Raw genomic sequence first — 26,246 nt, forward strand, 5'->3', positions numbered from 1 at the left:
CACCGGATTTGATGACCAGCCATAAACCCAGAATTCTTGTGACCCGGCGTCTTCCCGAAGCGATCGAAGCGCGCATGGGAACACTGTTCGAAACCGACGTGAACGAGTCAGACGTTCCTCTTGCCGCCGATGACATCATCGCCGGGCTCGAGGGCAAGGATGTGCTGGTCAGCTCCATTACGGACCGGATCGATGTCGATCTGATCAGCCGCCTGCCTTCGTCCGTCCGGCTGATCGCTCAGTTCGGCAATGGCTTCGACAATATCGACCTTGATGCCGCCTGGGCCGCCGGTCTCACCGTCACCAATACGCCTAGCGTTCTTACCGAAGACACGGCCGACATGGCCATGGTGCTGATGCTGGCCCTGCCGCGGCGCCTGGTCGAGGGCACCCAGATGCTCGTGCGCGATGGCGTCTGGGCCGGCTGGTCGCCCACCTCCATGCTGGGCCACCGACTGCGTGGCAAGGCCTTGGGCATTGTTGGTATGGGCCGGATCGGCACGGCCGTTGCGCAGCGAGCCAAGGCTTTCGGCCTCAACATCCATTATTTTTCCCGCAACCGCCGGCCGCCCGCAATCGAGGCGCCACTGGAAGCGACCTATTGGCCCGATCTTGATGCCATGGTGGAGGCGGTGGACATCGTTTCGCTCCATACCCCCTATACGCGCGAAACCTTCCACATCCTCTCGGCCGACCGGCTACGCCGCATGAAGCCAGGGAGCTTTGTGGTCAATGTCAGCCGCCCGGAACTGCTGGACGAGGCAGCCCTGCTCGACTCCATAGAAAGCGGCCATCTGAGCGGCGCAGCTCTTGATGTTTTCGAGCACAAGCGCGGTATTGATCCCCGTCTTCTTGCCCTCGCGGAAGCCAACCGCATTGTGCTCACCGCCCATATGGCGTCGGCCACCCTGGAAGCACGCGTGGAAATGGGCGAAACGGTGATCGTCAACATCCGCGCCTTCATGGACGGGCACCAGCCGCCCCACCGCGTTCTTCCCGAAGGCATGCACAAGAACGTCGTGCCACGCGCCTAAGTGTTGCCGCAAATACGCACAGTCTTGCTCATCTCGCAGCCATGACATGGAGGCGCTTGCTAAGGCGTCCTATTGCCTCCTAATCCTGCCCCAGGTGCAGGCATAGGCAACATGGATTGAGTGATGCCATCTAGGGGCGTCTTGAACATTTTAGGTTACGCAGTCGTGCTCATGGGACTGGGTTGGGCAATGGTCCATCCGGCCTTGGCCCAGCTGCGCATCGATCCGCCCTTGTATGACGCCGATGGTGGTCTCGTTTTAGCCGCCCAGGGGCTTGAGCTTTGGCTGCCGCCACCCGATTGGCTCGACGAAACCAAGCAGGCCTCAGGCGATATCCGCACGCAAATCGACGCTGTTTTCCGCACCGGTGAAGGCGAAGCGCTGCTCGAAATCTACCCCAAGGGCGAGGGCGAGGCACTTTGGTCAACGCTTTACGGCGTTCGCATCAGCACGGGCTCTGGCTATACACTCAAGGCCTATCGCGATGCCATCATGGCCGGCTTTTCCAGCAATTGCCGCCGCGGTCTCGCAGGCTTTTTCCAGCTCGGCGCCGACGATGGCGACACTCTGGGGCCCCTAGGCTATGTGTGTGGCGCCTTTGACCCGCGGCTGCGCGGCTATGCCGATCTGGGCGAGGTCATGGTCATGAGCTTCCGCCAAGAGGGCGATGCGGTGGCCCTGATCTTTCAGCAATGGCGCGGTGACGCCTTTGATCCCAGAGATGAGCAGAGCTGGCCGGTGCAAACCAGTGTCGTTGAGAGCCGCGCCCGCCAGCTGCAGGCTGAACCCCGCCTCCAACGCGCGGATTGACGCAAAGGCAGGGAAAGCCTAATTCCGCAATATGAGCAGAGATAACAAGCCAACTGGCCCTTCGCAGCGCATGCTGCGCGTGGGCGAACTGGTCCGCCACGCCCTGGCCGACATGTTTCAGCGCGGCGACGTCGAGGACGATGCCTTGCATGGCGCCGTCATCACCGTGCCCGAAGTGCGCATGACGCCCGATCTCAAGATCGCCAACGCCTATATCATGCCCTTGGGTGGCGAGCATGCTGAGGAAATCGTTGCGGCGCTCAACCGCCACCGCAAGTTCATCCGCGGTCGTGTCGCTCCCCAGATCAACATGAAATATGCGCCCGAAGTGCGCTTCTATGTGGACGATACCTTCGCCGAAGCCAGCCGCATCGACTCGCTCCTCCGCTCCGAAAAGGTGCAGCGCGATCTGGCAGACGACGACGGCGACGACAATTGAACCAGCCCAAGCGGGTCAAGCGCTCGATCTCCGGCTGGGTCGTGCTCAACAAGCCCTTCAACATGACGTCGACGCAAGCCGTCGGCAAAATTCGCTGGCTCTTTGGCGCCGCCAAGGCTGGCCATGCCGGCACGCTTGATCCGCTGGCCACCGGCATCTTGCCGATTGCCTTGGGCGAGGCAACCAAGGCCGTGCCCCAGGTGCAAGACGGCACCAAGATCTACCGCTTTGGCATTCAGTGGGGGGCCGCCACAACCACGGACGACACCGAAGGGGAGGTGATCGCCACCTCCGACATCAGGCCCGATCAGGCTGCGTTGGAGGCCGTCCTGCCCCGATTCACCGGCACCATCCTGCAGCGCCCACCAATCTTCTCGGCGCTCAAGATCGATGGCGAACGTGCCTATGATCTGGCTCGTGCCGGCGAGACGGTGGACCTGCAGCCGCGCGAGATCGATGTCGACGCCATAAGCCTTGTGGAACACGGCACTGAACAATCAACCCTGGAAGTGGTCTGCGGCAAAGGCACCTATGTCCGATCGCTGGCCCGCGACATAGCCGAAGAACTGGGAACACGCGGCCATGTATCGGTTCTGCACCGGGCGGCCGTTGGTCCCTTCCACGACGAAGATGCCCTAACCATCGAGCAACTCGAAGCACTCGAACTGGATGGTCGAGACGCACTGCTCAAGCCCGTCTGGACGGGCTTTGCCGACCTGCCCGAGATCCGGCTCGACCCTCACCAGGCAAGCGCCGTGCGGCACGGCAACGCGGTTCTGCTCACAGGCGCCGGCGCACCGGTAGCCATTGATGAGTGCTGGGCAAGCTTCCGCGGCGAAGTGGTGGCAACCGGATCGGTGCAGTTCGGCCAGTTCCAGCCCCGCCGGGTGTTTAACCTCTGAGCTTCCGTAGAAGCCGAAATCTGCAGCAGGCCTCATACTGATCCTGTGGAGTGAGGAGGCCGTGCCACAACAAAAAAGGCGGGGATCGCTCCCCGCCTTTTCTCTTCCTAGTTCAGGAAGAGCACGATGATGATGATCAGCCAGATTGGCACTCCAAGTAGCCAAAGTCCGATGCCACGTAGCATGCTTGTGTCCTTTCCCTAGAACCGGCGGAAGACGCCAGGATGCACCGTGTTGTTGTCGCGGTGATTGCCACCCTTCTGGGCGGCCCAGAAGGCGCCGATGGCCGAAACCAGCAGCGATGCAGCAAGCAGGAATGCGCCTATAATCGCCGTGTTGCGGGCAATACGTGCCGCATCTTCAGCCTGCTGGCGGGCATTGTCGATGCCGGCAATGGCCTGGTCGACGCGCGCCTGGGCTTCCTCGGGCGGAACGCCCGCATTTACCGCGACCACATTGGCGAGGTATGCGCGGTCAGCTTCCGGCACTGTGCCATCGCCAAGCGCTGCCTGGGCGAAAATGCGCCCAGCTTCATCGCGCGCCGCAGCCGGATCGGCGGGCTGGTTGGAGCGGAACATGGTGTCGATGAAGTAGGCATTGGGATCGACCGCTTCCGCCGCGCCTTCTGACACATTGGAGGCCGCATTGGTTACGGTTGCTGCCGCCGAGCCAATCGTGTTGGCCGCAGCGCCAATGCCGTTGACCGCAATGATCGTGCCCAGGATTGCAGAGCCAGCCCAGACCAGCAGCCCATGGGCCCCGTCCCGCAGATCGCTTTCATCTTCATTGGCGTCGAAATAGCGGCGGCGCAGGCGCCCGGTCAGATAGCCACCGGCCATATAGCTCGAGATCTGGACCCAAAGGAACCAGAGCGCGGCCGCTATGCCCACAAAGATCGGATTGGGCTCATTGCCATAACCGAAATCAAGGAAGTTGAGGCCTACAGCCGAGCCGAAGCTGATCAGCACGAGGCTGATAGCTGAGGCCAGCACAATGCCGGCAATAATCGCGGGCCAGTCCACATAGGACGACTGTTCGCGGTCATGAAGGGACGTCTTGGCAATACCACCGCCAGTTGGCGCATCAATGGTCATGGGGCAGCTCCTGTTCTTGATGTCTGGAACCGGCTCAAGCGAGGCCGATAAACGACAGGATGGCCATGACGATGACGATGAGGCCGACGATATAGATGATCGAGTTCATTTTCGATTGCCTTCCGAGTTGACGCAGATGTGAAATCAACAGCAGGCAAAACGAATCGTTCCGCAGGGCTGCGCAGAATCTGGACAGAGGCTGTTAAACTCCTGTCGCGGCTTAGCTTCTTGATACCCCCTGCCGCTGATCCGGCAGGTTCTGCCAGCGGCATCACCCGGCTCGTCCGGGTGATCCATTTCCTTGATGCGCTCGTCGGATTGCCCGGATGAGCCCGGGAATGACGACCAGAGATAGGCACCCTGGGCCGCCCTTCCGCACCACCTCACAAGCAAACAAGAAAGGCGGGGATTGCTCCCCGCCTTTGGTATTCCATAGCTGCCCGAACCTCAAAGCCCGTCGGTCACCACATGGGTAAAGGCGCCCTCGGGGGCCTTGGTGATGGCCGGGTTCTCTTCCGAAACGGCGGACAGCAGCGTTTCCACCGTCTGCTGGTAGTCGGCTTCGTCCAGCACGCCGGTGGAGCCTTCCGCAAGCTTGTTGGCTTCGGTTACCTGATAAAGCTGGTCTTCCACGGTCATGGCGCCGGTCATGTCATTATCGACAACGATCTGCGCGGCTTCTTCGGGATTCTCGCGGGAATATTCCCAGCCCTTCATCGAAGCACGGACGAACTTGGTCATCTTCTCGACAAAGGCGGGATCTTCGAGGCTGTCTTCGAGCACATAAAGCCCGTCCTCCAGCATGCCGACGCCTTCGTCGCGATAGTTGAACACCGTCAGTTCTTCAGGCGTGATACCGGCGTTCAGCACCTGACCATACTCATTATAGGTCATGGTGGAAATGCAGGCGGCCTGCTTCTGGATCAGCGGATCGACGTTGAACGCCTGCTTGAGCACTTCGACGCCATCCGGCCCACCATCGGTGGAATAGCCGAGCTTGGCCATCCATGCATAGAACGGATATTCATTGCCGAAGAACCAAACGCCCAACGTCTTGCCCTTGAAGTCCTCGGTGCTTTCGACACCGGCTTCCTTGAGGCAGGTGAGCAGAAGGCCCGATTGCTTGAACGGCTGCGCGATGTTGACCAGTGGCACGCCACGCTCGCGCGCTGCCAGCCCTGCCGCCATCCAGGTGGTGATCACATCGGCGCCACCGCCGGCAATTACCTGTTCCGGCGCAATGTCGGGCCCGCCTGGCTTGATTTCGACTTGGAGGCCCTCTTCCTCATAAAAGCCTTTGGCCTGCGCCACGTAATAACCAGCAAACTGCCCCTGGGTGACCCATTTGAGCTGCAGCGTCACCGAGTTGTCCTGTGCCCAGGCAGCCCCCACGCTGCTCATGGCCATCGCGCCTGCAAGCGCACCAATCAGAAGTTTTCCCATTCCCTTGTTCCCTGCTTGCTTGGTCCCGTCCTATGCACCACGCACGGACGGGTGCCAGAAGGTGACCCCTCGTTCGATCAGAACGATCACCCCATAGAAGACCGATCCCGCGACGGCCGCCACCGCGATCTCGGCCCACACCATGTCGACATTCATCCGGCCGACTTCGGTCGATATCCGGAAGCCCATTCCCACAATGGGCGTTCCGAAGAACTCCGCTACGATTGCGCCGATCAACGCCAGAGTCGAGTTAATCTTGAGAGCGTTGAAGATAAACGGCCCCGCAGCGGGAAGCCTGAGCTTCAAAAGGGTTTGCCAATAACTGGCAGCATAGGTGCGCATCAGGTCGCGCTCGATGCTTGAGGCGGCATTGAGCCCCGCCACCGTGTTCACCAGCATGGGGAAAAACGTCATGATGACAACGACCGCCGCCTTGCTTGGCCAGTCGAAGCCGAACCACATGACCATGATCGGTGCGACGCCCACGATTGGCAGCGCCGAAACGAAATTGCCCAACGGCAGGAGCCCGGATTTGAGGAACGGCGAGCGGTCGATCAGGATCGCGACCACAAAACCAAGGCCACAGCCAAGCAGATAGCCGATCAAAACGGCTTTCAGGAATGTCTGCTGGAAATCGGCCCAAAGCGTTGGCACGGACGCCGTGATGCGCCCCCAGATCATGGAAGGCGGCGGCAGGATCACCTGCGGGACATTGCCGGCTCGGGTCACCACTTCCCAGATCACGAGGATGCTGACGCCGAACATGATGGGGATCAGCAGGCCCAGCCCTGCGTTGTCCGAAAGCCCGGGCGCCAATGTCTTGCTGAGCCGCTCCACAAACAACCAGGCAAAAAGCCATGCCGCCACAAGCGCCATCCACAAGAACGATGGGGAGGGGGTGAAGACACCAATGCTCAGGAGCACGGCAACAGCACCCAGCACTGCCAAGCCGCCATCGAACCAAAGCCCAAGCGGCACAAGGAAGCGGACGAGCGACAATGTCCCAAGCGCCAGGAAAATCTTGAGCAGCAAGGCGCTTTCAAGGGGTGTGAAGAGGCTGAGCGCCAACGCCGCAGCACTCACACCACCGGAAACCAGAGCCAGAAAGAATTGCAACTGGTTCATGCCGGACGTGCCCCCATGGCGCGGTTGACCAGCTTTTCAACAAGGCCGACAGCGATCACCAACAAGGCCGCCAGGATCGAAGCTGCCACCAGCGCCGCCCAGATCTGGATGGTTTGCGAATAATAGGACCCGGCCAGGAGCCGCGCCCCCAAGCCCGCCACGGCCCCGGTCGGCAGTTCACCCACGATGGCACCGACCAAAGAGGCCGCGACACCCACCTTGAGCGAGGCAAACAAATATGGCATCGCCGCCGGCCAGCGCAGCTTCCAGAAGGTCTGGTTGGCCGAGGCGCTATAGGTATGCATGAGGTCGAGTTGGATGGCCTCGGGCGAACGCAGCCCTTTGACCATGCCCACGGCCACGGGAAAAAAGCTGAGATACGCTGAAATGATCGCCTTGCTCATCAGCCGTGCCGGATCGGTCGGAATACCCATTGTGCCGGTGAAGATGTTGAAGCCAATCACCACGATCAGTGGCGCCAGCGCAAGGATGGGAATGGTCTGGCTTGCCACGATCCAAGGCATCAGCGAGCGGTTCATGGCTTCGCTGTGAACGATCATCACGGCGAGCGCGATCCCCAGCAAGGACCCCATCACAAAGCCCAGCGCCGTCGCCGAAAAGGTCACCCAAGCATGAAACAGCAGGGAACGTGGCTTGTTGGGCGCCACCAGCACGGTTGCGTTCCAAAGCTCGCCAAACACCTGATGCGCCGTGGGAAGAACGGGCTTTTCCTGGTTCCAGGTGTCGAGAATGAACTGGGTGGCCGGGACATTGGTGATATCGGCCCGGCGATAAACGTCGTTCTGCCATTGGGCGTTCATGCCAATGGCGGCGGCGTACCAGACGAGGACGATAGCGAGCAGGACGATGATGATGGGGAGGGTGCGCTTCATGGCCGCCACTTCCGCCGCATGGATGTGCCGTGATCTTGCAAAAGCCACCGGCGGATACCTCCCCCTAGACAGGGGAGGCTAGGAGGGGGTGCGAGAGCTCGGATACCAAGGCCATTCAACCCCCACCCTGGATCTCTCCCCGCAAGAGCCTGCACTCGGGTGCGCCAAGGCGCAGCCCGGGTGAGGAGGGTGTCGACTGTAGGATCAGCGCCAAAAACCAGCATAGGTGACGCTCGCCCGCCCATCACGCCACTTCCTCATAGGAATGCCCGGCCCGCAAGCCATCACGCACCCGCGCCGCAATGGCCAAAAATTCCGGTGTTTCGCGAATATCGAGCGGCCGTTCGCGCGGTAGGTCGCTTTCGATCACGTCGGTGACCCGCCCTGGCCGCGGCGACATCACCACGATCTTGGTGGATAGATACACAGCCTCGGGAATGGAGTGCGTCACAAAGCAGATGGTCTTGCCCGTTGCGGCCCACAGCTTGAGCAGTTCGGAATTGAGGTGATCGCGCACGATTTCGTCGAGCGCACCGAATGGCTCGTCCATCAAAAGGAGGTCCGCGTCAAACGCCAGCGCTCGCGCAATGGACGCCCGCTGCTGCATGCCACCCGACAACTGCCAGGGATATTTCTTTTCAAACCCCGATAGGTTCACCAGATCAAGCGTCCGGCGGATGCGTTCAGCCTGCTGTGAGGCCGAATAGCCCATGATCTCGAGCGGCAGCGCCACGTTCTTTTCGATCGTGCGCCAGGGATAAAGCGCCGGCGCCTGGAACACATAGCCATAGGCGCGGTCCTTGCGCGCCTGTTCCGGCGTTTGCCCGTTAATGGTCAGGCTTCCCGACGTTGGGCGCTCCAGATCGGCGATGGTGCGCAAGAACGTTGTCTTGCCGCACCCCGATGGGCCTATAAAGGAAACGAACTCGCCCTTGTTGATAGACAGATTGACGTTCGAGAGCGCAACAACGTCACCGTCATTGGTCTTGAACGTCAGCCCCAGATTCTGCGCGGATACAACTGCGTTCAAACCCCTCAAACCCCCGACGCCGGAATGCCGCTGCGTTCCACCTTGCGGGGCGAAACGATCTCTTTCCACTGTGATAGCGCCCGGTTCACAGGGTTTTTCGCTTCGCGACCGACGAACTTGCCATGGCCTGGTTCGGCCTTGACCTCGTTTTCGGCGACCGAAACCTTGCCGCGCGACAGAACAAAACGCGGCAGGCCCTTCACCTCGAAGCCCTCGAACACATTATAGTCGATAACCGATTGCTGCCCCTGCGCCGTGATGGTCTTGGAGCGCGCTGGATCCCAGACGATCAGGTCGGCATCGGCACCAACAAGAACCGCACCCTTCTTGGGGTAGAGCCCCAAAATCTTGGCGATATTGGTTGAGGTCACCGCCACGAACTCGTTCATGGTCAGCCGGCCCGTATTGACCCCCGCCGTCCAAAGCACCGGCAAGCGGTCTTCCAATCCGCCCGTGCCATTGGGGATCTTGCTGAAATCGTTGATGCCGGTACGCTTCTGCTGGGTGGTAAAGGCGCAATGGTCCGTCGCAACGCAGGAGAGCGAACCCGACTGCAGCCCGGCCCATAGGGAATCCTGGTGCTGCTTGTTGCGGAAAGGCGGCGACATCACACGACGGGCGGCATGGTCCCAATCGGCGTTGAAATATTCGCTTTCGTCCAGCGTCAAATGCTGGATCAGCGGCTCTCCGTAAACCCGCATGCCCTTCTGCCGCGCGCGGCGAATGGCTTCATGCGCCTGTTCGGATGAAACATGCACCACGTAAAGCGGCACGCCCGCCATATCTGCGATCATGATGGCGCGGTTGGTGGCTTCCCCTTCCACTTCCGGCGGACGCGAATAGGCATGGCCTTCGGGGCCATTATTGCCCTCGGCCAAAAGCTTGGCCGTCATCGCAGCAACCACGTCGCCATTCTCGGCGTGGACGAGGGGCAGGGCGCCGAGATCGGCGCAGCGCTGGAATGACGAGAACATCTCGTCGTCATTGACCATCAGCGAGCCCTTGTAGGCCATGAAATGCTTGAACGAGGTGATGCCGCGATCAACCACTTCGGCCATCTCGTTGAAGACCTGCTCGCCCCACCAGGTAATGGCCATGTGGAAGGAATAATCGGCCGAAGCCTTGCCCGTCTTGTTGTCCCACATCTGCAGCGCTTCCAGCAGCGACTGGTTGGGGTTCGGCAGGCAGAAATCCACCACCATGGTCGTGCCGCCCGCCAACCCCGCGCGCGTGCCGCTTTCGAAATCATCGGCGGAATAGGTGCCCATGAACGGCATTTCGAGGTGGGTATGCGGATCAATCCCGCCCGGCATCACATAGCAGCCGGTGGCATCAAGCGTTTCGTCGCCAGAGAGGTTCTGCCCGATCTCGACGATCACATCGCCTTCGATCCGCACGTCGGCCTTGTAGGTCAGGTCAGCCGTAACCACGGTGCCATTCTTGATGACCTTGCTGCCCATTTTTTGCTCACTCCCTTAGCTACAAACTTCGTCCGGTCCCAGCGGCGGGCTTCGCCTTGGCTGCCTGCAAGATTGTCTAGCAAGTTCAATGCCAGTTTGCGCCTGCCCGCCTCGTAAAACGCGGCAACCCTCCCCGGCGCCGGCTCCCTGGATCGCCCCTTCAGAGGGCGTGAATTACTCCACGATCTCCGCCGTTTCGAGCACCGCGTGGAACAGCACATCTGCCCCTGCCGCCGCCCATTCCTTGGAGATGTCCTCGGCCTCGTTGTGGCTGAGGCCATCGACGCACGGGCACATGATCATGGTGGATGGCGCCACCTTGGCCGCCCAGCAAGCATCGTGGCCCGCGCCCGAGATGATGTCCATGTGCGAATAGCCCAGCTTTTCGGCAGCCGCGCGCACCCGTTGCACCAGCGTGGGATCGAACGCAACAGGATCGAAATGCCCCACCGCTTCCATGGCATAGCCCACGCCCAGCTCGGCGCAAATTGCCTGTGCCCGGGTTTCGATCTGCTCGCGCATGGAATTGAGCTTGCTCAGTTCGGGCGACCGGATATCCACGGTGAACACCACACTGCCCGGCAGGACGTTGCGGGAATTGGGCGAAAACTTCATTTGCCCAACGCCACCGACGGCACCGGGCTGATGATCTATCGCCACCGCCTGCACCATCTCAAGGATACGTGCCATGGCAAGCCCAGCGTTAACGCGCATGCGCATCGGGGTGGACCCAGTATGCGCTTCCTTGCCTGTCAAGGTGAACTCGAGCCACCATAGCCCCTGGCCGTGCGTTACGACGCCGATTTGCTTGTTCTCGGCCTCAAGGATTGGGCCCTGCTCGATATGGTATTCGAAATAGGCGTGCATCTTGCGCGCGCCCACTTCTTCGTCGCCACGCCAGCCAATGCGCGCGAGCTCGTCCCCATAGCTCAAGCCCGCCTGGTCCTTGCGGTTATAGGCATAGTCGAGCGTATGAATGCCCGCGAACACGCCGGAAGCCAGCATGGCAGGGGCAAAGCGCGCGCCTTCCTCATTGGCCCAGTTGGTTACAACAATGGGGTGCTTTGTCTTGATGCCGAGATCATCCAACGAACGGACGACCTCCAGGGCCGCTAAAACGCCGAGCACGCCGTCGTATTTTCCGCCCGTTGGCTGGGTGTCGAGATGCGAGCCGACATAAACCGGCAAGGCATCGGGATCGGTGCCCGGCCGGGTCATGAACATGGTGCCCATCTGGTCGACGCCCATGGAAAGGCCAGCCTCGTCGCACCAGCGTTTGAACAGGTGCCGGCCCTCGCTGTCTTCGTCGGTCAGGGTCTGCCGATTATTGCCCCCGGCGATGCCGGGGCCAATCTTGGCCATCTCCATGAGGCTGTCCCAGAGCCGATCACCATTGATGCGAAGGTTTTCTCCTGGGGCAGACATATGGGCTTTTGTCCTATTTGTTGCTGGGGAACGAGAATTCCGCGCCACCCTTGATGCCGGCGGGCCAGCGGGTGGTGACGGTCTTGAGCCGGGTATAGAAGTGCACGCCTTCAGGTCCGTAGATGGAGTGATCGCCAAACAGCGACCGCTTCCACCCGCCGAACGAATGGTAGGCAACGGGCACCGGAATGGGGACGTTCACGCCCACCATGCCCACTTCGATCTTGTCGGCAAACTCGCGGGCGGCGTCGCCGTCGCGCGTGAAGATGGCGGTGCCATTGCCGTATTCGTGCTCGTTTATGAGCTTGACCGCTTCGTTATAGTCGTTGGCGCGCACCACCGACAGGACGGGTCCGAAGATCTCTTCCTTGTAGATGGTCATGTCGGGCGTGACGTTGTCGAACAGGGTGCCGCCAACATAATAGCCGCCTTCATAGCCCTGGAGCGAGAAGCCGCGACCGTCGACCACCAGCTCGGCGCCCTGTTCCACGCCAGAATCGATGTAGCCCAGGATCTTGTCGCGGTGCTGCTTGGTGACGACCGGACCCATTTCGGCGTCCTTGTCAGTGGCAGGACCGATCTTAAGGGATTCTACGCGCGGCTTGAGCTTGGCGATCAGCGCGTCACCGGTTTCCTTGCCTACGGGCACAGCAACCGAGATGGCCATGCAGCGCTCGCCGGCCGAACCGTAACCAGCACCCATCAGGGCATCGGCCGCTTGGTCGAGATCGGCATCGGGCAGGATCACCATGTGGTTCTTGGCGCCGCCCAAGGCCTGGACGCGCTTTCCGGCCGCTGTGCCGCGCTGGTAGACATATTCGGCGATCGGGGTGGAGCCAACAAAGCTCACGGCCTTGATGTCGGGATGGTCGAGAATGCCGTCCACCATTTCCTTGTCGCCATGAACGATGTTGAGGATGCCCTCGGGAAGGCCGGCTTCCATGAAGAGGTTCCACGCCAGCATCGAGGCAGATGGATCGCGCTCGGATGGCTTGAGGATGAAGGCGTTGCCGCAAGCGATGGCTGCCGGATACATCCACATCGGCACCATGGCCGGGAAGTTGAACGGGGTAATGCCGGCCACCACGCCCAGCGGCTGGCGATCGGAATAGGTGTCGATCGAAGGACCCACATTGCGTGAGAACTCGCCCTTGAGCAGCTGGGGGATACCGCAGGCAAAATCGACGCAGTCGATGCCGCGCGCTACTTCCCCCAGTGCGTCGTCATGCACCTTGCCGTGCTCGCGCGAAATTTCGCGTGCCAGATCGTCGGCATGCTGATCCAGTAGCGCCTTGAAGCGGAACATGATGCGTGCGCGCTTCATCGGCGGGGTATTGCCCCATGCAACCTGCGCCTTCTTGGCCGAAGCTACGGCTTCGTTGAGCTCGCTTATTGTCGACAGAGGCAGTTCAGCGGATTGCTCGCCCGTAGCGGGGTTGAACACCGGTACTCGGCGGCCCGAGGAAACATAGCGCTTGCCGGCAACGGCGTTTTCAATGGTCAGCATCAAGATTCCCCTTTCGCGGGAACAGAAATTCTATTTTCCAAAGTATAGAACCCTTGTTCCATTCTACTCAAGCGTCTTGAGAATGTCCGATAGCGTGCCGACGATCTGGTCGATATGCGCCTTTTCCACGATCAGGGGCGGGGAAAGGGCGATGATGTCGCCCGTCGTTCGGATCAACAGCCCTGTTTCATAGGCCTTGAGGAAAGCCGAGAAGGCCCGCTTGGTGGGCTGCCCCGCAATGGGCTCCAATTCGATGGCGCCGACCAGCCCGATATTGCGGATATCGATGACATGCGGCAGGCCCTTGAGCGAATGCAGCGCCTCCTCGAAATAAGGAGCCAGTTCCGCCCCGCGCGTCAGCAGGCCCTCATCCTTATAGGTCTCCAGAGTTGCAAGCGCAGCGGCTGAAGCAATCGGATTGCCCGAATAGGTGTAGCCGTGGAAGAACTCGATGACGTGTTCCGGCCCGCCCATGAAGGCGTCGTGAATCTCTGCGGAAACCAGCACTGCACCCATGGGAATGACGCCATTGGTCAGCCCCTTGGCGGTGACCATGATATCAGGCGTAACGCCAAAATAGTCGGCGCCAAACGGCGTGCCCAGGCGGCCATAACCGGTAATGACCTCATCAAAAATCAGCAAAATGCCGTGCTTCTTGGTGATTTCGCGCAGGCGCTTGAGATAGCCCACAGGTGGGATCAGCACACCGGTCGAGCCAGCCACCGGCTCAACAATCACTGCCGCAATGGTTGAAGCATCATGCAGCGTCACGATGCGTTCGAGTTCGTCAGCGAGCTCGGTGCCGTGCTGTGGCTCGCCCTTGGTGAAGGCATTCTTGGCAAGGTTATGGGTGTGCGGCATGTGATCGACGCCGGCCAGCAAGGTACCGAACATCTTGCGGTTGGTGACAATGCCGCCCACCGAAATGCCGCCGAAATTGACGCCATGATAACCACGTTCGCGCCCGATCAGCCGGGTCCGCGAGCCCTCGCCTTTGACGCGATGATAGGCCAGCGCCACCTTGAGCGCCGTCTCAACCGATTCCGAACCCGAGTTGGTGAACAGCACATGATCGAGCCCCTCTGGCGCAATATCCACTAGCCGGTTGGCCAGCTCGAACGCCTTGGGGTGCCCCATCTGGAAAGCCGGGGCATAGTCGAGTTCGGCCGCCTGCTTGCCGATCGCTTCCACGATCTTGGGCCGGGCATGGCCCGCATTGACGCACCAAAGCCCCGCAGTGCCGTCCAGCACTTGTCGCCCATCGGTCGTCGTATAGTGCATGTCCTTGGCCGCAACAAACATGCGCGGCGCTTTCTTGAACTGGCGGTTGGCCGTAAACGGCATCCAGAAGGCGCTCAGATCATTCGGCATCGCGGCGGTTGAATTAGACACGAATGGCGCTCCCCTCGATTCTGCACTGGGTCTTCTTTTGGCACTTGACGCCGGGGCTCGAAGCCCAGAATTTTGACCAGTTGGAAAAATGTTAGCACTCCCAAACTTTCCCGCAAGGCGAAAAATGGCGCCCTCTAAGCTGAAAAGTGCCGAGACCGATGCCGCTCCCCGCAGGCGCCGCAAAAGCGTCGTGGCGGTGGATGGCGAAACCGAGCGCCCAGTCACGCGCATCCAGCGTGAAAAGCAGGACATAATCCTCGAAGCGGCGCTGGAAGTGTTTTCCCTTCATGGCTTTCGCGGCGCCACGATCGACCAGATTGCCGAGCGCGCCGGCATGAGCAAGCCGAACCTGCTTTATTATTTCCCCCGCAAGGACGAGATCCACCGGCGCCTGATTGGGCAATTGCTCAAGACCTGGCTGGCCCCGCTCGAGGAAATGGACGCCAATGGCGATCCTTTTCCCGAGATACGCTCCTATATTCGCCGCAAGCTTGAAATGGCGCGCGACTTCCCCCGGGAAAGCCGCCTCTTTGCCAATGAGATGCTCCAGGGCGCGCCTCGTATCATCGAGATGATCGAGGTGGATCTGAAAAACCTCGTCGATGAAAAGGCGCGCGTGCTCCTGGCCTGGATGGATCAGGGCAAGATCGCACGCACCGATCCCTATCACCTGATCTTTTCCATCTGGGCCACCACCCAGCATTATGCCGATTTCGACGTACAGGTCCGCGCCGTGCTGGGGCCGGGCCGCGGCGGGGAAGGGCGCTTCGAAGATGCCGCGCGCTACCTTGAGCACTTGTTTCTTTATGGCCTCACGCCCCGGCCCCGTTCGATCGATAAAATGAGCGGCAAATCCTGAGGACTTGTTTCACAGCCAGGCGCTAGGCTGCGGCAAGGTTTGGGGCCCCGATCATGAGCAAGCCGCGCATTGCCGTTTTGTTTGATGCCGAAAACACCGCCTGCACCAGCGCACCCCTGGTGTTTCGACATCTCGAAACACTCGGAACGGTTCAGTCCGCCTGCGCTGTCGGCGATTTCACCATCCTGGCGCCCTGGATCGACTGTGCGCGAATGCACGGCATCGACCTTGTCATGCAGCCGAGCCTGGGCAAGGGCAAGAACTCCGCCGACATTCGCCTCGCCATCGAGGCAATGGACCTGGCCCATCGCGGCTGCATCGACGCCCTGGCCCTGGTGACCTCGGATCGGGATTTTACCCCATTGGCGTTCCGGCTGCGCGAAGCGGGGGTCGCCGTTCATGGCTTCAGCCAGAACGAGCCAAGCCCGGCCTTTCGTGCCGCCTGCACCAGCTTCAACCTGCTGCAGCAAGCAACCCCAGAAATGCCAGCGCTGCTTTCGCTCAGCGAAAGGCAGAGGCTGCGGAAAATCGTTTCAAGCGTTTGCAAGAACGGCGATGTGGACCACGTTATGCTTGGGCAAGCCGTCCGCGCGGCGGCGCCCGAACTGGCAACCAGACTCAAAGGCAAGTTCCTCAAGACGCTTATTGCCCACGGCCTTGTTCAGCGCATCGGCTCTGGATCACAACAAAAGCTGCGCCGCGCCGGTTAATTGCCCTTGCTCGTCCGTGCAGTTACATCCCCGAGCTTTGTAGATGCACTCAAGCATCGCGGTGGTCGCCGACACAACCCGTTAACAGATTGTAAAGGCCGCTCTGTATTCCAGCAGTCTCACTGGTTCCATGTTAGAGGATCAACTACCAGATCTCTGCGCTAAGCCCTGCCACATTTGCCACAATTAGGCCAGCTTCCGCCGCTGACCGCGTTTTCCACAGCCCTGATCAGCCAGATCTCAACATGAAAACTGCGGAAACGCGAACTCGTGATGGAACTGTTACCGCATGGGCACACAAGGGAACGTGGTTCCCGATTCGCCGCTGAGTGGTTCCAGATGAAGGATGATCTCTCAGTCGCGTAGAATAATGTTCTACAAACGCGCGCAAACGCTCAGCGATACAGCCAGAAAACTCCCAAAATTCCTGTGTTCCCTGCGCAACAGAACGGCCCGCAAGGCCAGTTAAGGCTCTTGCCGGCACATTGTGGCCAGTCGCCACCGTTAAACCTCTGCTCACGTTAACTTAAGTGAGACTAGACGTTTGATCAGGAAAGCCATTTCGGTCGCCGCTGTTGTTGCAGCTCTCTTTTCCTTCTCCACTGCAGCCTACGCCCAATGTGGCGGCGCATCCTGGTACGGCCCCGGCTTCAACGGGAAAAAAGCCGCGTCAGGTGAAATCTTCAACGAAAACGCCATGACGGCGGCACATCGTTCGCTGCCCTTCGGTACCAAGCTTCTTGTCACAGACCAGAACACCGGTCGTCAGATCAAGGTAACCATCAATGACCGCGGTCCGTTCCACGGCAAGCGCATCATCGACCTGAGCAAGGCCGCTGCCGGCAAGCTGGGCTTCCGCAACCGCGGCACCACTTCCGTGTGCATCAGCCAGCTCTGATCCTTCCCCTGCACGTGCCTTTCCAACGGGTCTCCGCCAAGGCGGGGGCCCGTTTGTATGCTAGCCCGCCTTTAGGATGTTGCGCTAGCATGCGCTTGGGGAATGCGGGGGAAAGCGACGGTGAAAGCCAGCGCTTACATTATTGGTCCTTTGGATGGCGCAGGCTCTGCCTTGATGGACCTCGCCCGGCGCCTTGATTTCGAAAATGTATCGCCCTTTAGCGGCATCGCGCAGGCCGAAACACAATCGGCCGTTACCCCGATCTGCTTTTTCCTGTTTGCAGCCGTGCCCGATGTTTCCGCCCTGGGCCCTATTTCAGACGCGATCCGCTTCTGTCCCAAGAGCCACATCCGCTTCTCGCCACTGATCTATTTTGCGGCAAATCCTTCTGTTGAAGCGATCACCGCCTGCATCGCCATGGGCTTTGATGATGTGATCACCATGCCATTCACCACGGCGCGCGTCCGCGAACGAATCGAGCGCCAGCTGGGCCGCAACCTCACCTTCTTTGAAACCGCCGGCTATTTTGGACCAGACCGCCGCGATCGTGTGACCGCGCCGAAAGGGGCAGCCGAAACGCGCCTTGGCGGGCAGTTCCGGCGCCTCGAGATCCTGCGCAATCCCCTAAGCGGTATCACCGTAATCAGCGACGACCTCCACATGCTGCCGAGCTGACACACCGCTGCTGACGCCTTTTTGCAACGTTGCACAATAAGGGGGAAAACGTTTCCGCACCCCTATTCTCCGCTGCCGGCTTTTCGCATAGGGTCGCGCGACTGATTTCGCGAGTAGTTTCAGCCATGAGATTCGGCATCGACTTGCCGCCCCAGATTAAAGTGTTCGGGGCGTTCTTCATCTATTCGTTCACCATGGGCAGCCTTTATCCGCGTCTCCCTGCGATTCAGACGGCCATGAATGTGGGTGAAGGCGCTCTTGGCCTGGCGCTGATCGGCGCGGCCCTTGGTACGCTGATCTCCCTGACCTTTGCGGGTCCCCTGATCGAGCGCATCGGCTATCGCCGCACCTTGTTGACGGCTATCCCGCTGCTGTCGGTATTCTACGCCATTGCTGTTTGGGCCCAGGGTCCGCTGGCCTTTTTCCTGCTGCTCATGCCCGTCGGCATCACCATTGGCTGCATTGAAATCATCATCAACCTTGAAGCCGACCGCGTGGAACACGCCATAGGCCGGCGCATCATGAACCGTGCCCACGCCTTCTGGAGCTTTGGCTTTTTCTCCGCCGGCATGGTGGGCTCCTTTATTGCCCAGACCGGCATCTCGCCTCAGCTGCACCTGGCCATCATGGTTCCGGTGGTAACGGTCGTGTCGCTCCTGCTCCTTGGCCGGTTCGAGCCAGCCGAGCACCGCGCCGGCGGCAGCACCGAGCAGGTGCCACGCTTTGCCCGTCCAACAGGCCCCATCCTTGTTCTGGTTGGCGTGTGCCTTTCCGCCATGATCCTTGAAGGCGCAGGTATTGATTGGTCGGCCATCTATATGCGCAACGAATTTGGCGCAGCGCCCTTCTGGGCCGGTTTCGCCGTGGCCCTGGGTGCGGGCGCCCAGGCCGTGACCCGCTTTTTCGCGGACAGCTTTGTGGAGCGCTGGAGCCCGGTCCTTGTTGCGCGAACCCTGCTTGCCATTTCCGGCATCGGCGCGCTGATCGTGTTTTTCACGCCCGTATGGTGGCTCGCCTATGTGGGCCTGGCCCTGATCGGCGTCGGCACCAGCGCGCTCTTTCCCCTGGCCATGTCCGCCGCAGCACAGCGCACCGATCGCCCCGCCGCGATCAATGTTGCCGCGCTGGCGCAGATTTCCTTTGTTTCCTTCCTTCTTGGCCCGCCGCTTCTGGGCTATATCGCCGAACATTTCGGCATTCGCTGGGCCTTTGGCGTGGGCATACCGCTCGTCCTCCTGGGCCTCCTTATGGCTGACGCTCTGGGCAATCGCCGCCAGGGCAAGATGGTGCCGGCACAATGATGATCGCTCCCCAACACCGGCTCTATAGCTGCTTCTTTCTTTTTGCCGTCACCACGGGCGCCCTGATGTCGCGCCTGCCCGATATTCAGACCCATCTCGGTGTCAGCGAAAGCCAGCTGGGCCTGACCATGATTGGCATGTCCATCGGCTCGCTGATTTCGCTTACCTTTGGCGCCGCAATAATCGAGCGCCTCGGCGTGCGCACCACCGCGTTTCTGACGGTGCTCGGCCCTGCGCTGCTCTTTGCGCTTGTGCCTTGGCTCGGTGTCGCGCCTGCCGTGTTCGTCGCCCTGTTCTTCACCGGCCTTCTTTCCGGCGCGCTGGAGATCAACCTCAACGTCGAGATTGACCGGCTCGAAATGCACACCGGCGGCCGCTTCATGAACCGCGCTCATGGCTTCTGGAGCGTCGGCTTTTTTGTAACGGCCCTGGTTGGGGCTGGCATTCGCCAATCCGGCTTGTCCGTTGAGGCTCATCTGGGCCTTATCGCCCTCTTTGTTGTTCTGGTCGGCGGTTACATGATCTCGGGCATCAAGCCCGCGCCCGCCCCGCAACGCACACTGGGCGAAAACACTCACCGCATTGCCTTCCCAAATCTGGGCCTTCTGCCCTTGTGCCTCATCGGCTTTGCCGCTTTCCTTGTGGAAGGGGCGGGGATTGATTGGTCGGCCATTTATATGCGCGACGTTTTTGCGGCCGAACCTTTCGTAGGCGGCATGGGCCTTACGCTCTTTGCCTTCTTCATGGCTGTGATGCGCCTTTCCGCCGATCCGGTAGTGGCCCGGTTCGGTCCCCGCAACGTGGCAATGGTGCTCCTCACCCTGGCGACATTTGGCGCCCTCATGGTGGGCCTGGCTCCTGCGACAGGTATCGCCCTTTCCGGCTTTGCTCTGATGGGTATCGGCTGTTCCGCCGTTTACCCCCTGGCGGTTTCGGCCGCCGCCCAGCGCACCGATCGTCCTGCCGCCGTCAATGTTGCGGCGCTGGGGCAGGTGAGTTTCGTTGTGTTCTTCCTTGCGCCGCCGCTCCTAGGCTTTGTTGCAGAGTTCATGGGCATCCGCAATTCCTACCTCATCTGCGTGCCGCTGCTGCTTGCCGGGCTGTGGGCCTCGAGCTTTGCCCTGGGCACGCGCAAGCTCGACACGCCCCATGGCTTGGCTCCGGAGCCCGTGTCGCCTCATGCCTGATCTGCCGCCCATTGTTGACCTGCGCCAGTCGCCTACGGCGCTGCGGGTTCAACGTGGCGTCATGCGCCTCCTGCGCGAGCGATACGACATGGCCTGCTATGCCGAAGTGACGCTCAGGAGCGGCCGGCGCGCCGATATCCTGGGCGTGGGACCAAAGGGCGAGATCTGGATCGTGGAGATCAAGTCGAGCCTGATCGACTTCCAGGTCGACAAGAAATGGCATGAATATCGCGACTTCTCCGACCGCTTCTTTTTCGCCAAGCCACCCGAACTTGATCCTGCCATCTTCCCCCAAACCGAAGGGCTGATCGTCGCCGATGCGCATGATGGGGCCATCCTGCGCCCCAGCCCCGATACCCCCCTTGCGCCCGCACGCCGCAAGGCGCTGATGCTCCAGCTTGCCCGCCTGGGCGCCGACCGCATCCACGCCCTGATGGATCCCGGCCCCAAGTGAGCAAAGCCATGGCCATCCGGGCCCCCGCACAATGGCGCATCATGGCCCTGTTCTTTGTCCATGCCCTGGCCGCTGGCGCCATTCACACCCGCATCCCCGATGTGCAGCTGCAGATTGGCCTCAGCGAAGCCGAACTTGGCATGGTCCTGATGGGCCAGCCCCTGGGCGCGCTCAGCATGTTCCTTTTTTCGAGCCGCCTCATCGAGGCCCTTGGCCCACGCAAGATCATCCTCTGGCTCCTGCCCGTGATGACCGCCAGTGCCGCCCTGGTCACAGTGCTGCTCCATCCCCTGGCCATGTTTATTCTCCTTGCCATCAACGGCGTCGGCTTTTCCGTCACCAACATCGCCATCAATGTGGAAGCCGACCGGGTGGAAGCCAGCACCGGCCAGCGCATCATGAACACCTGCCATGGCGCCTGGAGCCTGGGGTTCCTCCTCACCTCGCTTCTGGGCGCGGCCTTGCGCGGCATGCATGTCTTGCCCGCCATTCATCTCTGGGGCTTTGCGCCGATCCTGATCGCCTTGCTGCTGGTGATCGTCCTGCCCATGCCCTCGGCCGCCGAACGCGCCTTCAGCGTCACAGGCAAGCGCAAGCTCGCCTGGCCCACCCTGGCCACCATGGGCCTGGTCGCCTTTGGGCTGGGCGCAGGCCTTATGGAAGGCGCCTCGCGCGCTTGGTCCATCATCCTTCTGCGCGACAGTTTCGACGCCCCGGTCTGGGTTGAATCCATGGCGCTTCCAGCCTTGCTGGTCACCATGGCCATCGGTCGCCTGCTGGCCGATCCCATCATCGAGCGCCATGGCCCGGTAAAGGTGGCGCGCCTCCTCACCAGCCTTGCCATCGCAGGCCTGCTCATGGTCGTTCTTTCGCCCCACTACCTCTTTGCCATTGGCGGCTTTGCCCTGATCGGCGCCGGCATCTGCGTGCTGTATCCGCTCATGCTCTCCGCCGCAGCCCGTCTTGGCGATCGCCCCGCGTCCGAAAACGTCGCGGCCACCACCCTGATCGTCCAGATGCTCAATCTGGGCGCGCCGGCCCTGATCGGCGGCACGGCGGAGAATTTTGGAGTTCGCATAGCGTTCGCCATCCTCCTGCCCCTCCTCATGCTCACCTGGGCCATGTCAGGGCGCCTTGCGCCACCTGAAGGACAGGCTGGGCCCGCCGCTGCCACGCGCTAGAGCCACCAACACGCAAACAAAAAGGGCAGGCCCATAGGACCTGCCCTTTGTTTTGGATCGCATTGTCGCCTTACTTGGGCGCCAGCACCATGACCATCTGCCGCCCTTCCGAGCGTGGCTGCGATTCAACCTTGGCGATGGCCTCGGTCTGGTCCTTGACCTTGATCAGGAGCTGCATGCCCAATTCCTGGTGCGCCATTTCGCGACCGCGAAAGCGCATGGTCACCTTGACGCGATCCCCGTCATCCAGGAACCGCTGCACAGCCTTCATCTTGGTCTCGTAGTCATGCGTGTCGATGTTCGGACGCATCTGGACTTCCTTGACCTCGATCACCTTCTGCTTCTTGCGTGCCTCGGCAGCTTTTTTCTGCGCGGCATATTTAAAGCGCCCAAGGTCAAGCATCTTGGCGACCGGCGGCTGGGCATTGGGAGAGATCAGAACAAGATCGAGACCCTGTTCCTGCGCTTCTGCGAGAGCTTCGCGGGTGCGAACAATTCCGCGGTTCTCGCCTTCAGCATCGATGAGCTGCACATCGGGGCTGGTGATATCTTCGTTCGAGAGCGGCCCATCTTTCTGGGGCGCGACTGGTCTCATGGGACGGCGAATGGCAAACGATCCTTGTGTTGTTGCTACCTGGGGGTGAAATCCGCCATAAAATCGTGTTAGCCGGGCCATAAGTCAACTGCCAAGCGCTACAATTTACGCAACGGGCCCATCTCATGACCATATCCGAGCCATCCGCCACCACCATCACCGTCGGGCAGGGTGCCGCCGAGCGCCCGATCGCCGTTCTCCAGCGCCCCGGCACTGCGCCGGGCCTCTTCTGGCTGGGCGGCTTTCGCTCCGACATGATGGGCAGCAAGGCCCTCTGCCTCGACGAATTGGGCGCTGAAAAGGGCCTGGCCGTCACGCGCTTTGATTATTCCGGCCACGGTGCCTCAGGCGGCGATTTCAACCAGGGCACGATTACGCGCTGGCTCGAGGAAGCCCAAGCCGTATTCGCCACGACACAAGGCCCCCAAATCATTGTGGGCTCCTCCATGGGCGGCTGGCTTGCCCTTCTTCTGGCCCGCGCCCTGCTGCGCCACGGCGAAAAACGGGCACATGCCATGGTCCTGATCGCGCCAGCACCCGACATGACCCACGAGCTGATGCTCCCCGGTTTCACCCCGGCCGAACAGGAATCCCTGCAAAACAACGGCTATGTGGAGCAGCCCAGCCAATACTCCCCCGAGCCCTACCGCATCAACCGCGCTCTGCTCGATGACGGGGAAAACCACCGCCTCTTCGGCAATGTCATCGAAACCGGCTGCCCCGTCACGATCCTCCAGGGCGGCCAGGACCCCGACGTGCCCCAAAGGCACGCCATCAAGCTCGTAACGCACCTTCTTCACGACCCGGTCACCCTGACCCTGATCCCCGACGGCGACCACCGCCTCAGCCGCCCGGAAGACCTCCAGCGCCTGCGCCAGGCTATTTTGGCGTTGCTCTAGGGCACTCCACGCCCTTAGACCCCATCGGGAGCACGCCAGTAGACCTCATGGTGAGCTTGTCGAACCACGAGGTCGTGGCACCCAAGCCTCCATGGGCCAAAGCTGGTGCCTCCATCCCTCAAGCGCCATGCGCCATCAGCTGGCGCCCATGCGCCTTGAGCCAGGCCCGGCCCCGGTCCATGTCCGGCAGCGTCCGCTCCACCGTTGCCCAGAACGCGGCCGAATGGTTCATCTCCACCAGATGCGCCACCTCATGGGCCGCCACATAATCCAGCACAAAGGGCGGCGCGAGAACCAGCCGCCAATTGTAGTTGATATTGCCGGTCGACGAACACGAACCCCAGCGGCTCGCCTGGCTGCGCATCCGGATCGAGCGGACATGGACCCCAAGACGCTCCGCATGAAAAGCCGACCGCGCGGCAAGATCGGCCTGCGCCTCTTCCTTGAACCAGTCGGTCAGCCGCCGCGCCTGATGCGCCGGCTCCCCCGGCACCAGCAGCGTTGGCAGCCCATCGAGCTCGACCCTTTCCACACGCCCGCGCACCTTGCCCATGCCCACGATGCGATGCTCCACACCCCTTAGCGGCACCACGCCACCATCACCGAAATGGCTGGCCTCCGGCGCCCGCTTGATCCGCGCCGCGAGCCAGGAACGATGCTTCAGCAAAAATGCCTCTGCCTCCGCCCATTTCCCATGCGGCGGCAAGGTCAGCACCGGCCCGCTCGCATGGGGCAGCGACAATCGATAGCTGCGCGCACGCGCATGCACCCGCACGGCGATCGTCACCGGCACGCCATCGACCTCGAGAATGGTGCTTTGCGGAATCTTGGGTTTGGCGCGAAAAAACAGGTTCATGATGTCCAGTGAATCAGGCCCGGGCATAATAGCGCGAAACACTATGCGGCGCTGCCTCCCACTTCGCTGCGCGCCTTCCCTCCACCCAAACAAAAAAGCGCCCCTTGCGAGGGCGCCAAGTTCAGTCGCTAAAACGACCGTCTTCAGGAGGAGATGGGGCTGGGGCTTAGCCGTTATTGTTGCTCCAGCCATTGTTTGGCTCGTCATAACCCTGGCGACCACCGCGGCGCTCGTTCATGAAGCGATCGAACTCTTCACGATCTTTGGCCTTGTTGAGGTTCGCCATGTACTCATGGAACGCATCGATCTCGGCATCGAGCCGGGCGCGCTCTTCTTCGAGGCGCTTGAGCTGTTCGGCGCGATATTCATCAAAAGCGGCATTGCCGGACGACTTCATGCTATAGCTCCCTTTGTTCCAGTGACGCTTGTTGGCGCCCACAAAGGAGCAGCCCTTGTTCCAGTAGGCTTGTGCCTTTTCCGGCGTGCCGCCGAACTTTTCGCCCCAAAGGATATAGCCGAGCACGGCCAAGCCCAACGGCCAGAAGACGATAAAGCCCAGGACCATCAGGGTAATGGTCAGGGGCGACCATTGAGGTTTGATGATAGCTGTGTTCATGTTGTTTCCCTTTCCCAGTCACGATGCCAATTACGTGGCCCATCAAGGGGTAGGATCAATCCTGTGACCGTGATTATTTGGCTCTTGAAATTGGGGCCCCTCATTCCCATTAGCGCCGCGAAATCCTGCCCGGGAGCCACCGAAAAATGAGCATCACACAGGCTCCGGGCCTGCCCTTGCCCTCTACCTGGCGCCCCCTTCGCCTCCAGACCCTGGTGCTGGTGCGCTGGCTGGCCGTGGCGGGACAAACCATTGGGGTTTTCTTTGTGGCGTTTGGCCTTGGCTTCGAGGTCCCGCTGGCCGCCTGCTTTGCCCTGATCGCCGCTTCGGCCGCGCTCAATATCTGGCTCGTGCTCAAGCTCGGCGTCGCCCATCGGCCCTCGCCGCTTTTTGCCGCCAGCCAGATCGTGTTCGATCTAGCCCAGCTAGGTGGCCTTCTGGCGCTCACGGGCGGGCTACAAAATCCTTTCTCCATCCTCCTCCTGGCGCCCGTGGCGGTCTCCGCCACCACCCTGCCGCGCCAGCCCACTTTTGCCATCGCGCTTCTGGCCGTGCTGATCGCCTCGATCATTTCGGTCTGGCACCTGCCTCTCCCCTGGGCGCCGGGCGAGCAGCTGGTGTTCAACCGCATCTATGTGATCGGCATCTGGGTCTCGATCGTGTGCGGCGTCGCCTTTATTTCCGCCTACGCCATGCGCGTGGCCCACGATTCACGCCAGATCGCCGACGCCCTGGCCGCAACCGAACTGGCCCTGTCGCACAAGGAGCAATTGTCCGCCCTCGATGGCCTGGCCGCCGCCGCTGCCCATGAGCTGGGCACGCCCTTGTCCACCATTGCCCTTGCCGCCAAGGAAATGCGCGCCGACGCTCCCCCCGGGAGCGATCTCGCCGCCGACGTGGAACTCATTATCGAACAGGCCGCCCGTTGCCGGCAGATCCTGGCCAAGCTGCGCAACCTCGGCAATGACGGGGGCGATCCGTTTGCCGCCGTGCCGCTGCCGGATCTTCTTGCCGAAGTCATGCGCCCCCACCAGGAGCGCGGCAAGCATATCGAAGTGCGCGCCAATGCCGATTCCGGACCCGCCCCGGTCATCAAGCGCAGCGTCGGCATGCTCTACGGATTAGGCAATCTCATCGAAAACGCTGCCGATTTCGCACGCACCAATGTCGAGGTCGAAGCGGCCTGGGACGAGGATGCCGTATCGGTCACCATCACCGATGACGGCCCTGGCTTTGCCCCCGAATTGATCGACCGTCTGGGCGAGCCCTACCTCACCAGCCGTCCGCGCGATCCTCAGGGGCCCGACACCAATGATGGTGGTGGCCTGGGCCTGGGCGTCTTTATCGCCAAGACCCTTCTTGAGCGCACTGGCGGGCGCCTCGCCTTCCACAACATCGCTCCAAATGGGCATGCGCGCGTGCGCATCGTCTGGCCAAGAAGCGCTGTCGAGGCGCAGTAAT

General features: G+C 61.2%; 26 protein-coding genes. 14 read left to right on the forward strand and 12 right to left on the reverse strand.

Going from position 1 to position 26,246, the window contains the following annotated elements; all coding sequences use genetic code 11:
• Positions 1–11: 11 nt before the first annotated feature.
• The 4 genes from DDE77_RS07660 to truB all read left to right on the forward strand — a co-directional run bounded on the left by DDE77_RS07660 (position 12) and on the right by truB (position 3,185).
• Positions 12–1,034, forward strand: a complete 1,023-nt coding sequence (locus DDE77_RS07660; RefSeq protein WP_108396855.1) for a 2-hydroxyacid dehydrogenase — start codon at positions 12–14, stop codon at positions 1,032–1,034.
• A gap of 189 nt (positions 1,035–1,223) precedes the next feature.
• Positions 1,224–1,844, forward strand: coding sequence for a hypothetical protein (locus tag DDE77_RS07665; RefSeq protein ID WP_157959714.1), 621 nt, complete (start codon positions 1,224–1,226; stop codon positions 1,842–1,844).
• 31 nt (positions 1,845–1,875) lie between these two features.
• On the forward strand, positions 1,876–2,283 hold the full coding sequence (gene rbfA / locus DDE77_RS07670) for a 30S ribosome-binding factor RbfA (RefSeq protein ID WP_108396857.1): 408 nt from the start codon (positions 1,876–1,878) through the stop codon (positions 2,281–2,283).
• Complete coding sequence (truB, locus tag DDE77_RS07675; protein ID WP_108396858.1) at positions 2,280–3,185, forward strand: tRNA pseudouridine(55) synthase TruB; 906 nt, start codon at positions 2,280–2,282, stop codon at positions 3,183–3,185. The genes rbfA and truB overlap by 4 nt, the downstream gene beginning before the upstream one ends.
• 200 nt (positions 3,186–3,385) lie before the next feature.
• Here truB and DDE77_RS07680 read toward each other — a convergent pair whose 3' ends face one another.
• From DDE77_RS07680 to aptA, 9 genes are all read right to left on the reverse strand, one after another.
• Entirely contained in the window at positions 3,386–4,279 is an 894-nt protein-coding gene (locus DDE77_RS07680) for a 6TM ABC transporter family protein (RefSeq protein WP_108396859.1), read from the reverse strand.
• A 447-nt stretch (positions 4,280–4,726) separates the two neighbouring features.
• Positions 4,727–5,722, reverse strand: a complete 996-nt coding sequence (locus DDE77_RS07685; protein WP_108396860.1) for an ABC transporter substrate-binding protein — start codon at positions 5,720–5,722, stop codon at positions 4,727–4,729.
• A gap of 30 nt (positions 5,723–5,752) precedes the next feature.
• Positions 5,753–6,847, reverse strand: coding sequence for an ABC transporter permease (locus DDE77_RS07690; protein WP_245895121.1), 1,095 nt, complete (start codon positions 6,845–6,847; stop codon positions 5,753–5,755).
• Positions 6,844–7,740: an ABC transporter permease gene (locus tag DDE77_RS07695; RefSeq protein ID WP_108396861.1), complete on the reverse strand. Its 897-nt coding sequence runs from the start codon at positions 7,738–7,740 to the stop codon at positions 6,844–6,846. Before DDE77_RS07695 ends, DDE77_RS07690 begins: the two co-directional genes overlap by 4 nt.
• Before the next feature lie 244 nt (positions 7,741–7,984).
• On the reverse strand, positions 7,985–8,770 hold the full coding sequence (locus DDE77_RS07700; RefSeq protein ID WP_425430732.1) for an ABC transporter ATP-binding protein: 786 nt from the start codon (positions 8,768–8,770) through the stop codon (positions 7,985–7,987).
• 5 nt (positions 8,771–8,775) lie between these two features.
• The gene (gene hydA, locus DDE77_RS07705; protein WP_108396863.1) at positions 8,776–10,230 is read right to left on the reverse strand and encodes a dihydropyrimidinase; all 1,455 of its coding nucleotides are present in this window, start codon (positions 10,228–10,230) and stop codon (positions 8,776–8,778) included.
• Between the two features lie 174 nt (positions 10,231–10,404).
• Positions 10,405–11,655 (reverse strand): Zn-dependent hydrolase, encoded by a 1,251-nt coding sequence (locus DDE77_RS07710; protein WP_108396864.1) that lies wholly within the window; start codon positions 11,653–11,655, stop codon positions 10,405–10,407.
• 13 nt (positions 11,656–11,668) lie between these two features.
• The gene (locus DDE77_RS07715) at positions 11,669–13,162 is read right to left on the reverse strand and encodes a CoA-acylating methylmalonate-semialdehyde dehydrogenase (protein ID WP_108396865.1); all 1,494 of its coding nucleotides are present in this window, start codon (positions 13,160–13,162) and stop codon (positions 11,669–11,671) included.
• A gap of 63 nt (positions 13,163–13,225) precedes the next feature.
• Positions 13,226–14,554 carry an omega-aminotransferase AptA gene (gene aptA / locus DDE77_RS07720; protein WP_245895122.1) on the reverse strand — a complete coding sequence of 443 codons (1,329 nt, stop codon included), beginning with the start codon at positions 14,552–14,554 and terminating at the stop codon, positions 13,226–13,228.
• Positions 14,555–14,750: 196 nt separating this feature from the next.
• On the opposite strand from aptA, the gene DDE77_RS07725 reads away from it, so the two are divergent.
• The 8 genes from DDE77_RS07725 to DDE77_RS07760 all read left to right on the forward strand — a co-directional run bounded on the left by DDE77_RS07725 (position 14,751) and on the right by DDE77_RS07760 (position 21,819).
• Positions 14,751–15,413 (forward strand): TetR family transcriptional regulator C-terminal domain-containing protein, encoded by a 663-nt coding sequence (locus DDE77_RS07725; protein ID WP_245895130.1) that lies wholly within the window; start codon positions 14,751–14,753, stop codon positions 15,411–15,413.
• Between the two features lie 53 nt (positions 15,414–15,466).
• Positions 15,467–16,123, forward strand: coding sequence for an NYN domain-containing protein (locus tag DDE77_RS07730; RefSeq protein WP_108396868.1), 657 nt, complete (start codon positions 15,467–15,469; stop codon positions 16,121–16,123).
• Positions 16,124–16,667: 544 nt separating this feature from the next.
• Positions 16,668–17,021, forward strand: a complete 354-nt coding sequence (locus tag DDE77_RS07735) for a septal ring lytic transglycosylase RlpA family protein (protein ID WP_108396869.1) — start codon at positions 16,668–16,670, stop codon at positions 17,019–17,021.
• Positions 17,022–17,141: 120 nt separating this feature from the next.
• The gene (locus DDE77_RS07740) at positions 17,142–17,696 is read left to right on the forward strand and encodes a hypothetical protein (RefSeq protein WP_157959715.1); all 555 of its coding nucleotides are present in this window, start codon (positions 17,142–17,144) and stop codon (positions 17,694–17,696) included.
• Between the two features lie 125 nt (positions 17,697–17,821).
• A complete protein-coding gene (locus DDE77_RS07745; RefSeq protein ID WP_108396871.1) occupies positions 17,822–18,997 on the forward strand; it encodes an MFS transporter in 1,176 nt (391 codons plus the stop codon).
• Positions 18,994–20,184 (forward strand): MFS transporter, encoded by a 1,191-nt coding sequence (locus DDE77_RS07750; protein ID WP_108396872.1) that lies wholly within the window; start codon positions 18,994–18,996, stop codon positions 20,182–20,184. Before DDE77_RS07745 ends, DDE77_RS07750 begins: the two co-directional genes overlap by 4 nt.
• On the forward strand, positions 20,177–20,638 hold the full coding sequence (locus DDE77_RS07755) for an MmcB family DNA repair protein (RefSeq protein ID WP_108396873.1): 462 nt from the start codon (positions 20,177–20,179) through the stop codon (positions 20,636–20,638). The genes DDE77_RS07750 and DDE77_RS07755 overlap by 8 nt, the downstream gene beginning before the upstream one ends.
• An 8-nt stretch (positions 20,639–20,646) precedes the next feature.
• Entirely contained in the window at positions 20,647–21,819 is a 1,173-nt protein-coding gene (locus DDE77_RS07760; RefSeq protein WP_157959716.1) for an MFS transporter, read from the forward strand.
• A 70-nt stretch (positions 21,820–21,889) separates the two neighbouring features.
• Here DDE77_RS07760 and infC read toward each other — a convergent pair whose 3' ends face one another.
• A complete protein-coding gene (gene infC / locus DDE77_RS07765) occupies positions 21,890–22,426 on the reverse strand; it encodes a translation initiation factor IF-3 (RefSeq protein ID WP_210204357.1) in 537 nt (178 codons plus the stop codon).
• A 113-nt stretch (positions 22,427–22,539) separates the two neighbouring features.
• Between infC and DDE77_RS07770 the strand changes: the two genes are divergently transcribed.
• Positions 22,540–23,313: an alpha/beta hydrolase gene (locus DDE77_RS07770; RefSeq protein WP_108396876.1), complete on the forward strand. Its 774-nt coding sequence runs from the start codon at positions 22,540–22,542 to the stop codon at positions 23,311–23,313.
• A gap of 118 nt (positions 23,314–23,431) precedes the next feature.
• Here the strand turns inward: DDE77_RS07770 and DDE77_RS07775 are convergent, their stop codons facing one another.
• The gene (locus DDE77_RS07775) at positions 23,432–24,169 is read right to left on the reverse strand and encodes a M48 family metallopeptidase (RefSeq protein ID WP_157959717.1); all 738 of its coding nucleotides are present in this window, start codon (positions 24,167–24,169) and stop codon (positions 23,432–23,434) included.
• Positions 24,170–24,335: 166 nt separating this feature from the next.
• Positions 24,336–24,785, reverse strand: a complete 450-nt coding sequence (locus tag DDE77_RS07780; protein WP_108396878.1) for a DUF2852 domain-containing protein — start codon at positions 24,783–24,785, stop codon at positions 24,336–24,338.
• A 146-nt stretch (positions 24,786–24,931) separates the two neighbouring features.
• Here DDE77_RS07780 and DDE77_RS07785 point away from each other — a divergent pair, with 146 nt between their 5' ends.
• Positions 24,932–26,245, forward strand: coding sequence for an ActS/PrrB/RegB family redox-sensitive histidine kinase (locus DDE77_RS07785; protein ID WP_108396879.1), 1,314 nt, complete (start codon positions 24,932–24,934; stop codon positions 26,243–26,245).
• Position 26,246 lies beyond the last annotated feature (1 nt).

It is taken from the genome of Devosia submarina (assembly GCF_003056345.1).
Taxonomy (GTDB): domain Bacteria; phylum Pseudomonadota; class Alphaproteobacteria; order Rhizobiales; family Devosiaceae; genus Devosia; species Devosia submarina.

What these genes read in the sequence shown, in the direction of transcription:
- DDE77_RS07750 (WP_108396872.1), top strand. Translation starts at nt 18,994, where the DNA reads ATGATGATCGCTCCCCAACACCGGCTCTATAGCTGCTTCTTTCTTTTT.
- DDE77_RS07760 (WP_157959716.1), top strand. Translation starts at nt 20,647, where the DNA reads ATGGCCATCCGGGCCCCCGCACAATGGCGCATCATGGCCCTGTTCTTT.
- DDE77_RS07770 (WP_108396876.1), top strand. Translation starts at nt 22,540, where the DNA reads ATGACCATATCCGAGCCATCCGCCACCACCATCACCGTCGGGCAGGGT.
- DDE77_RS07680 (WP_108396859.1), bottom strand. Translation starts at nt 4,279, where the DNA reads ATGACCATTGATGCGCCAACTGGCGGTGGTATTGCCAAGACGTCCCTT.
- DDE77_RS07690 (WP_245895121.1), bottom strand. Translation starts at nt 6,847, where the DNA reads ATGAACCAGTTGCAATTCTTTCTGGCTCTGGTTTCCGGTGGTGTGAGT.
- DDE77_RS07780 (WP_108396878.1), bottom strand. Translation starts at nt 24,785, where the DNA reads ATGAACACAGCTATCATCAAACCTCAATGGTCGCCCCTGACCATTACC.
- DDE77_RS07730 (WP_108396868.1), top strand. Translation starts at nt 15,467, where the DNA reads ATGAGCAAGCCGCGCATTGCCGTTTTGTTTGATGCCGAAAACACCGCC.
- DDE77_RS07755 (WP_108396873.1), top strand. Translation starts at nt 20,177, where the DNA reads ATGCCTGATCTGCCGCCCATTGTTGACCTGCGCCAGTCGCCTACGGCG.
- DDE77_RS07775 (WP_157959717.1), bottom strand. Translation starts at nt 24,169, where the DNA reads ATGAACCTGTTTTTTCGCGCCAAACCCAAGATTCCGCAAAGCACCATT.
- DDE77_RS07665 (WP_157959714.1), top strand. Translation starts at nt 1,224, where the DNA reads ATGGTCCATCCGGCCTTGGCCCAGCTGCGCATCGATCCGCCCTTGTAT.
- DDE77_RS07745 (WP_108396871.1), top strand. Translation starts at nt 17,822, where the DNA reads ATGAGATTCGGCATCGACTTGCCGCCCCAGATTAAAGTGTTCGGGGCG.
- DDE77_RS07710 (WP_108396864.1), bottom strand. Translation starts at nt 11,655, where the DNA reads ATGTCTGCCCCAGGAGAAAACCTTCGCATCAATGGTGATCGGCTCTGG.
- DDE77_RS07715 (WP_108396865.1), bottom strand. Translation starts at nt 13,162, where the DNA reads ATGCTGACCATTGAAAACGCCGTTGCCGGCAAGCGCTATGTTTCCTCG.
- DDE77_RS07660 (WP_108396855.1), top strand. Translation starts at nt 12, where the DNA reads ATGACCAGCCATAAACCCAGAATTCTTGTGACCCGGCGTCTTCCCGAA.
- DDE77_RS07785 (WP_108396879.1), top strand. Translation starts at nt 24,932, where the DNA reads ATGAGCATCACACAGGCTCCGGGCCTGCCCTTGCCCTCTACCTGGCGC.
- rbfA (WP_108396857.1), top strand. Translation starts at nt 1,876, where the DNA reads ATGAGCAGAGATAACAAGCCAACTGGCCCTTCGCAGCGCATGCTGCGC.
- hydA (WP_108396863.1), bottom strand. Translation starts at nt 10,230, where the DNA reads ATGGGCAGCAAGGTCATCAAGAATGGCACCGTGGTTACGGCTGACCTG.
- DDE77_RS07685 (WP_108396860.1), bottom strand. Translation starts at nt 5,722, where the DNA reads ATGGGAAAACTTCTGATTGGTGCGCTTGCAGGCGCGATGGCCATGAGC.
- DDE77_RS07695 (WP_108396861.1), bottom strand. Translation starts at nt 7,740, where the DNA reads ATGAAGCGCACCCTCCCCATCATCATCGTCCTGCTCGCTATCGTCCTC.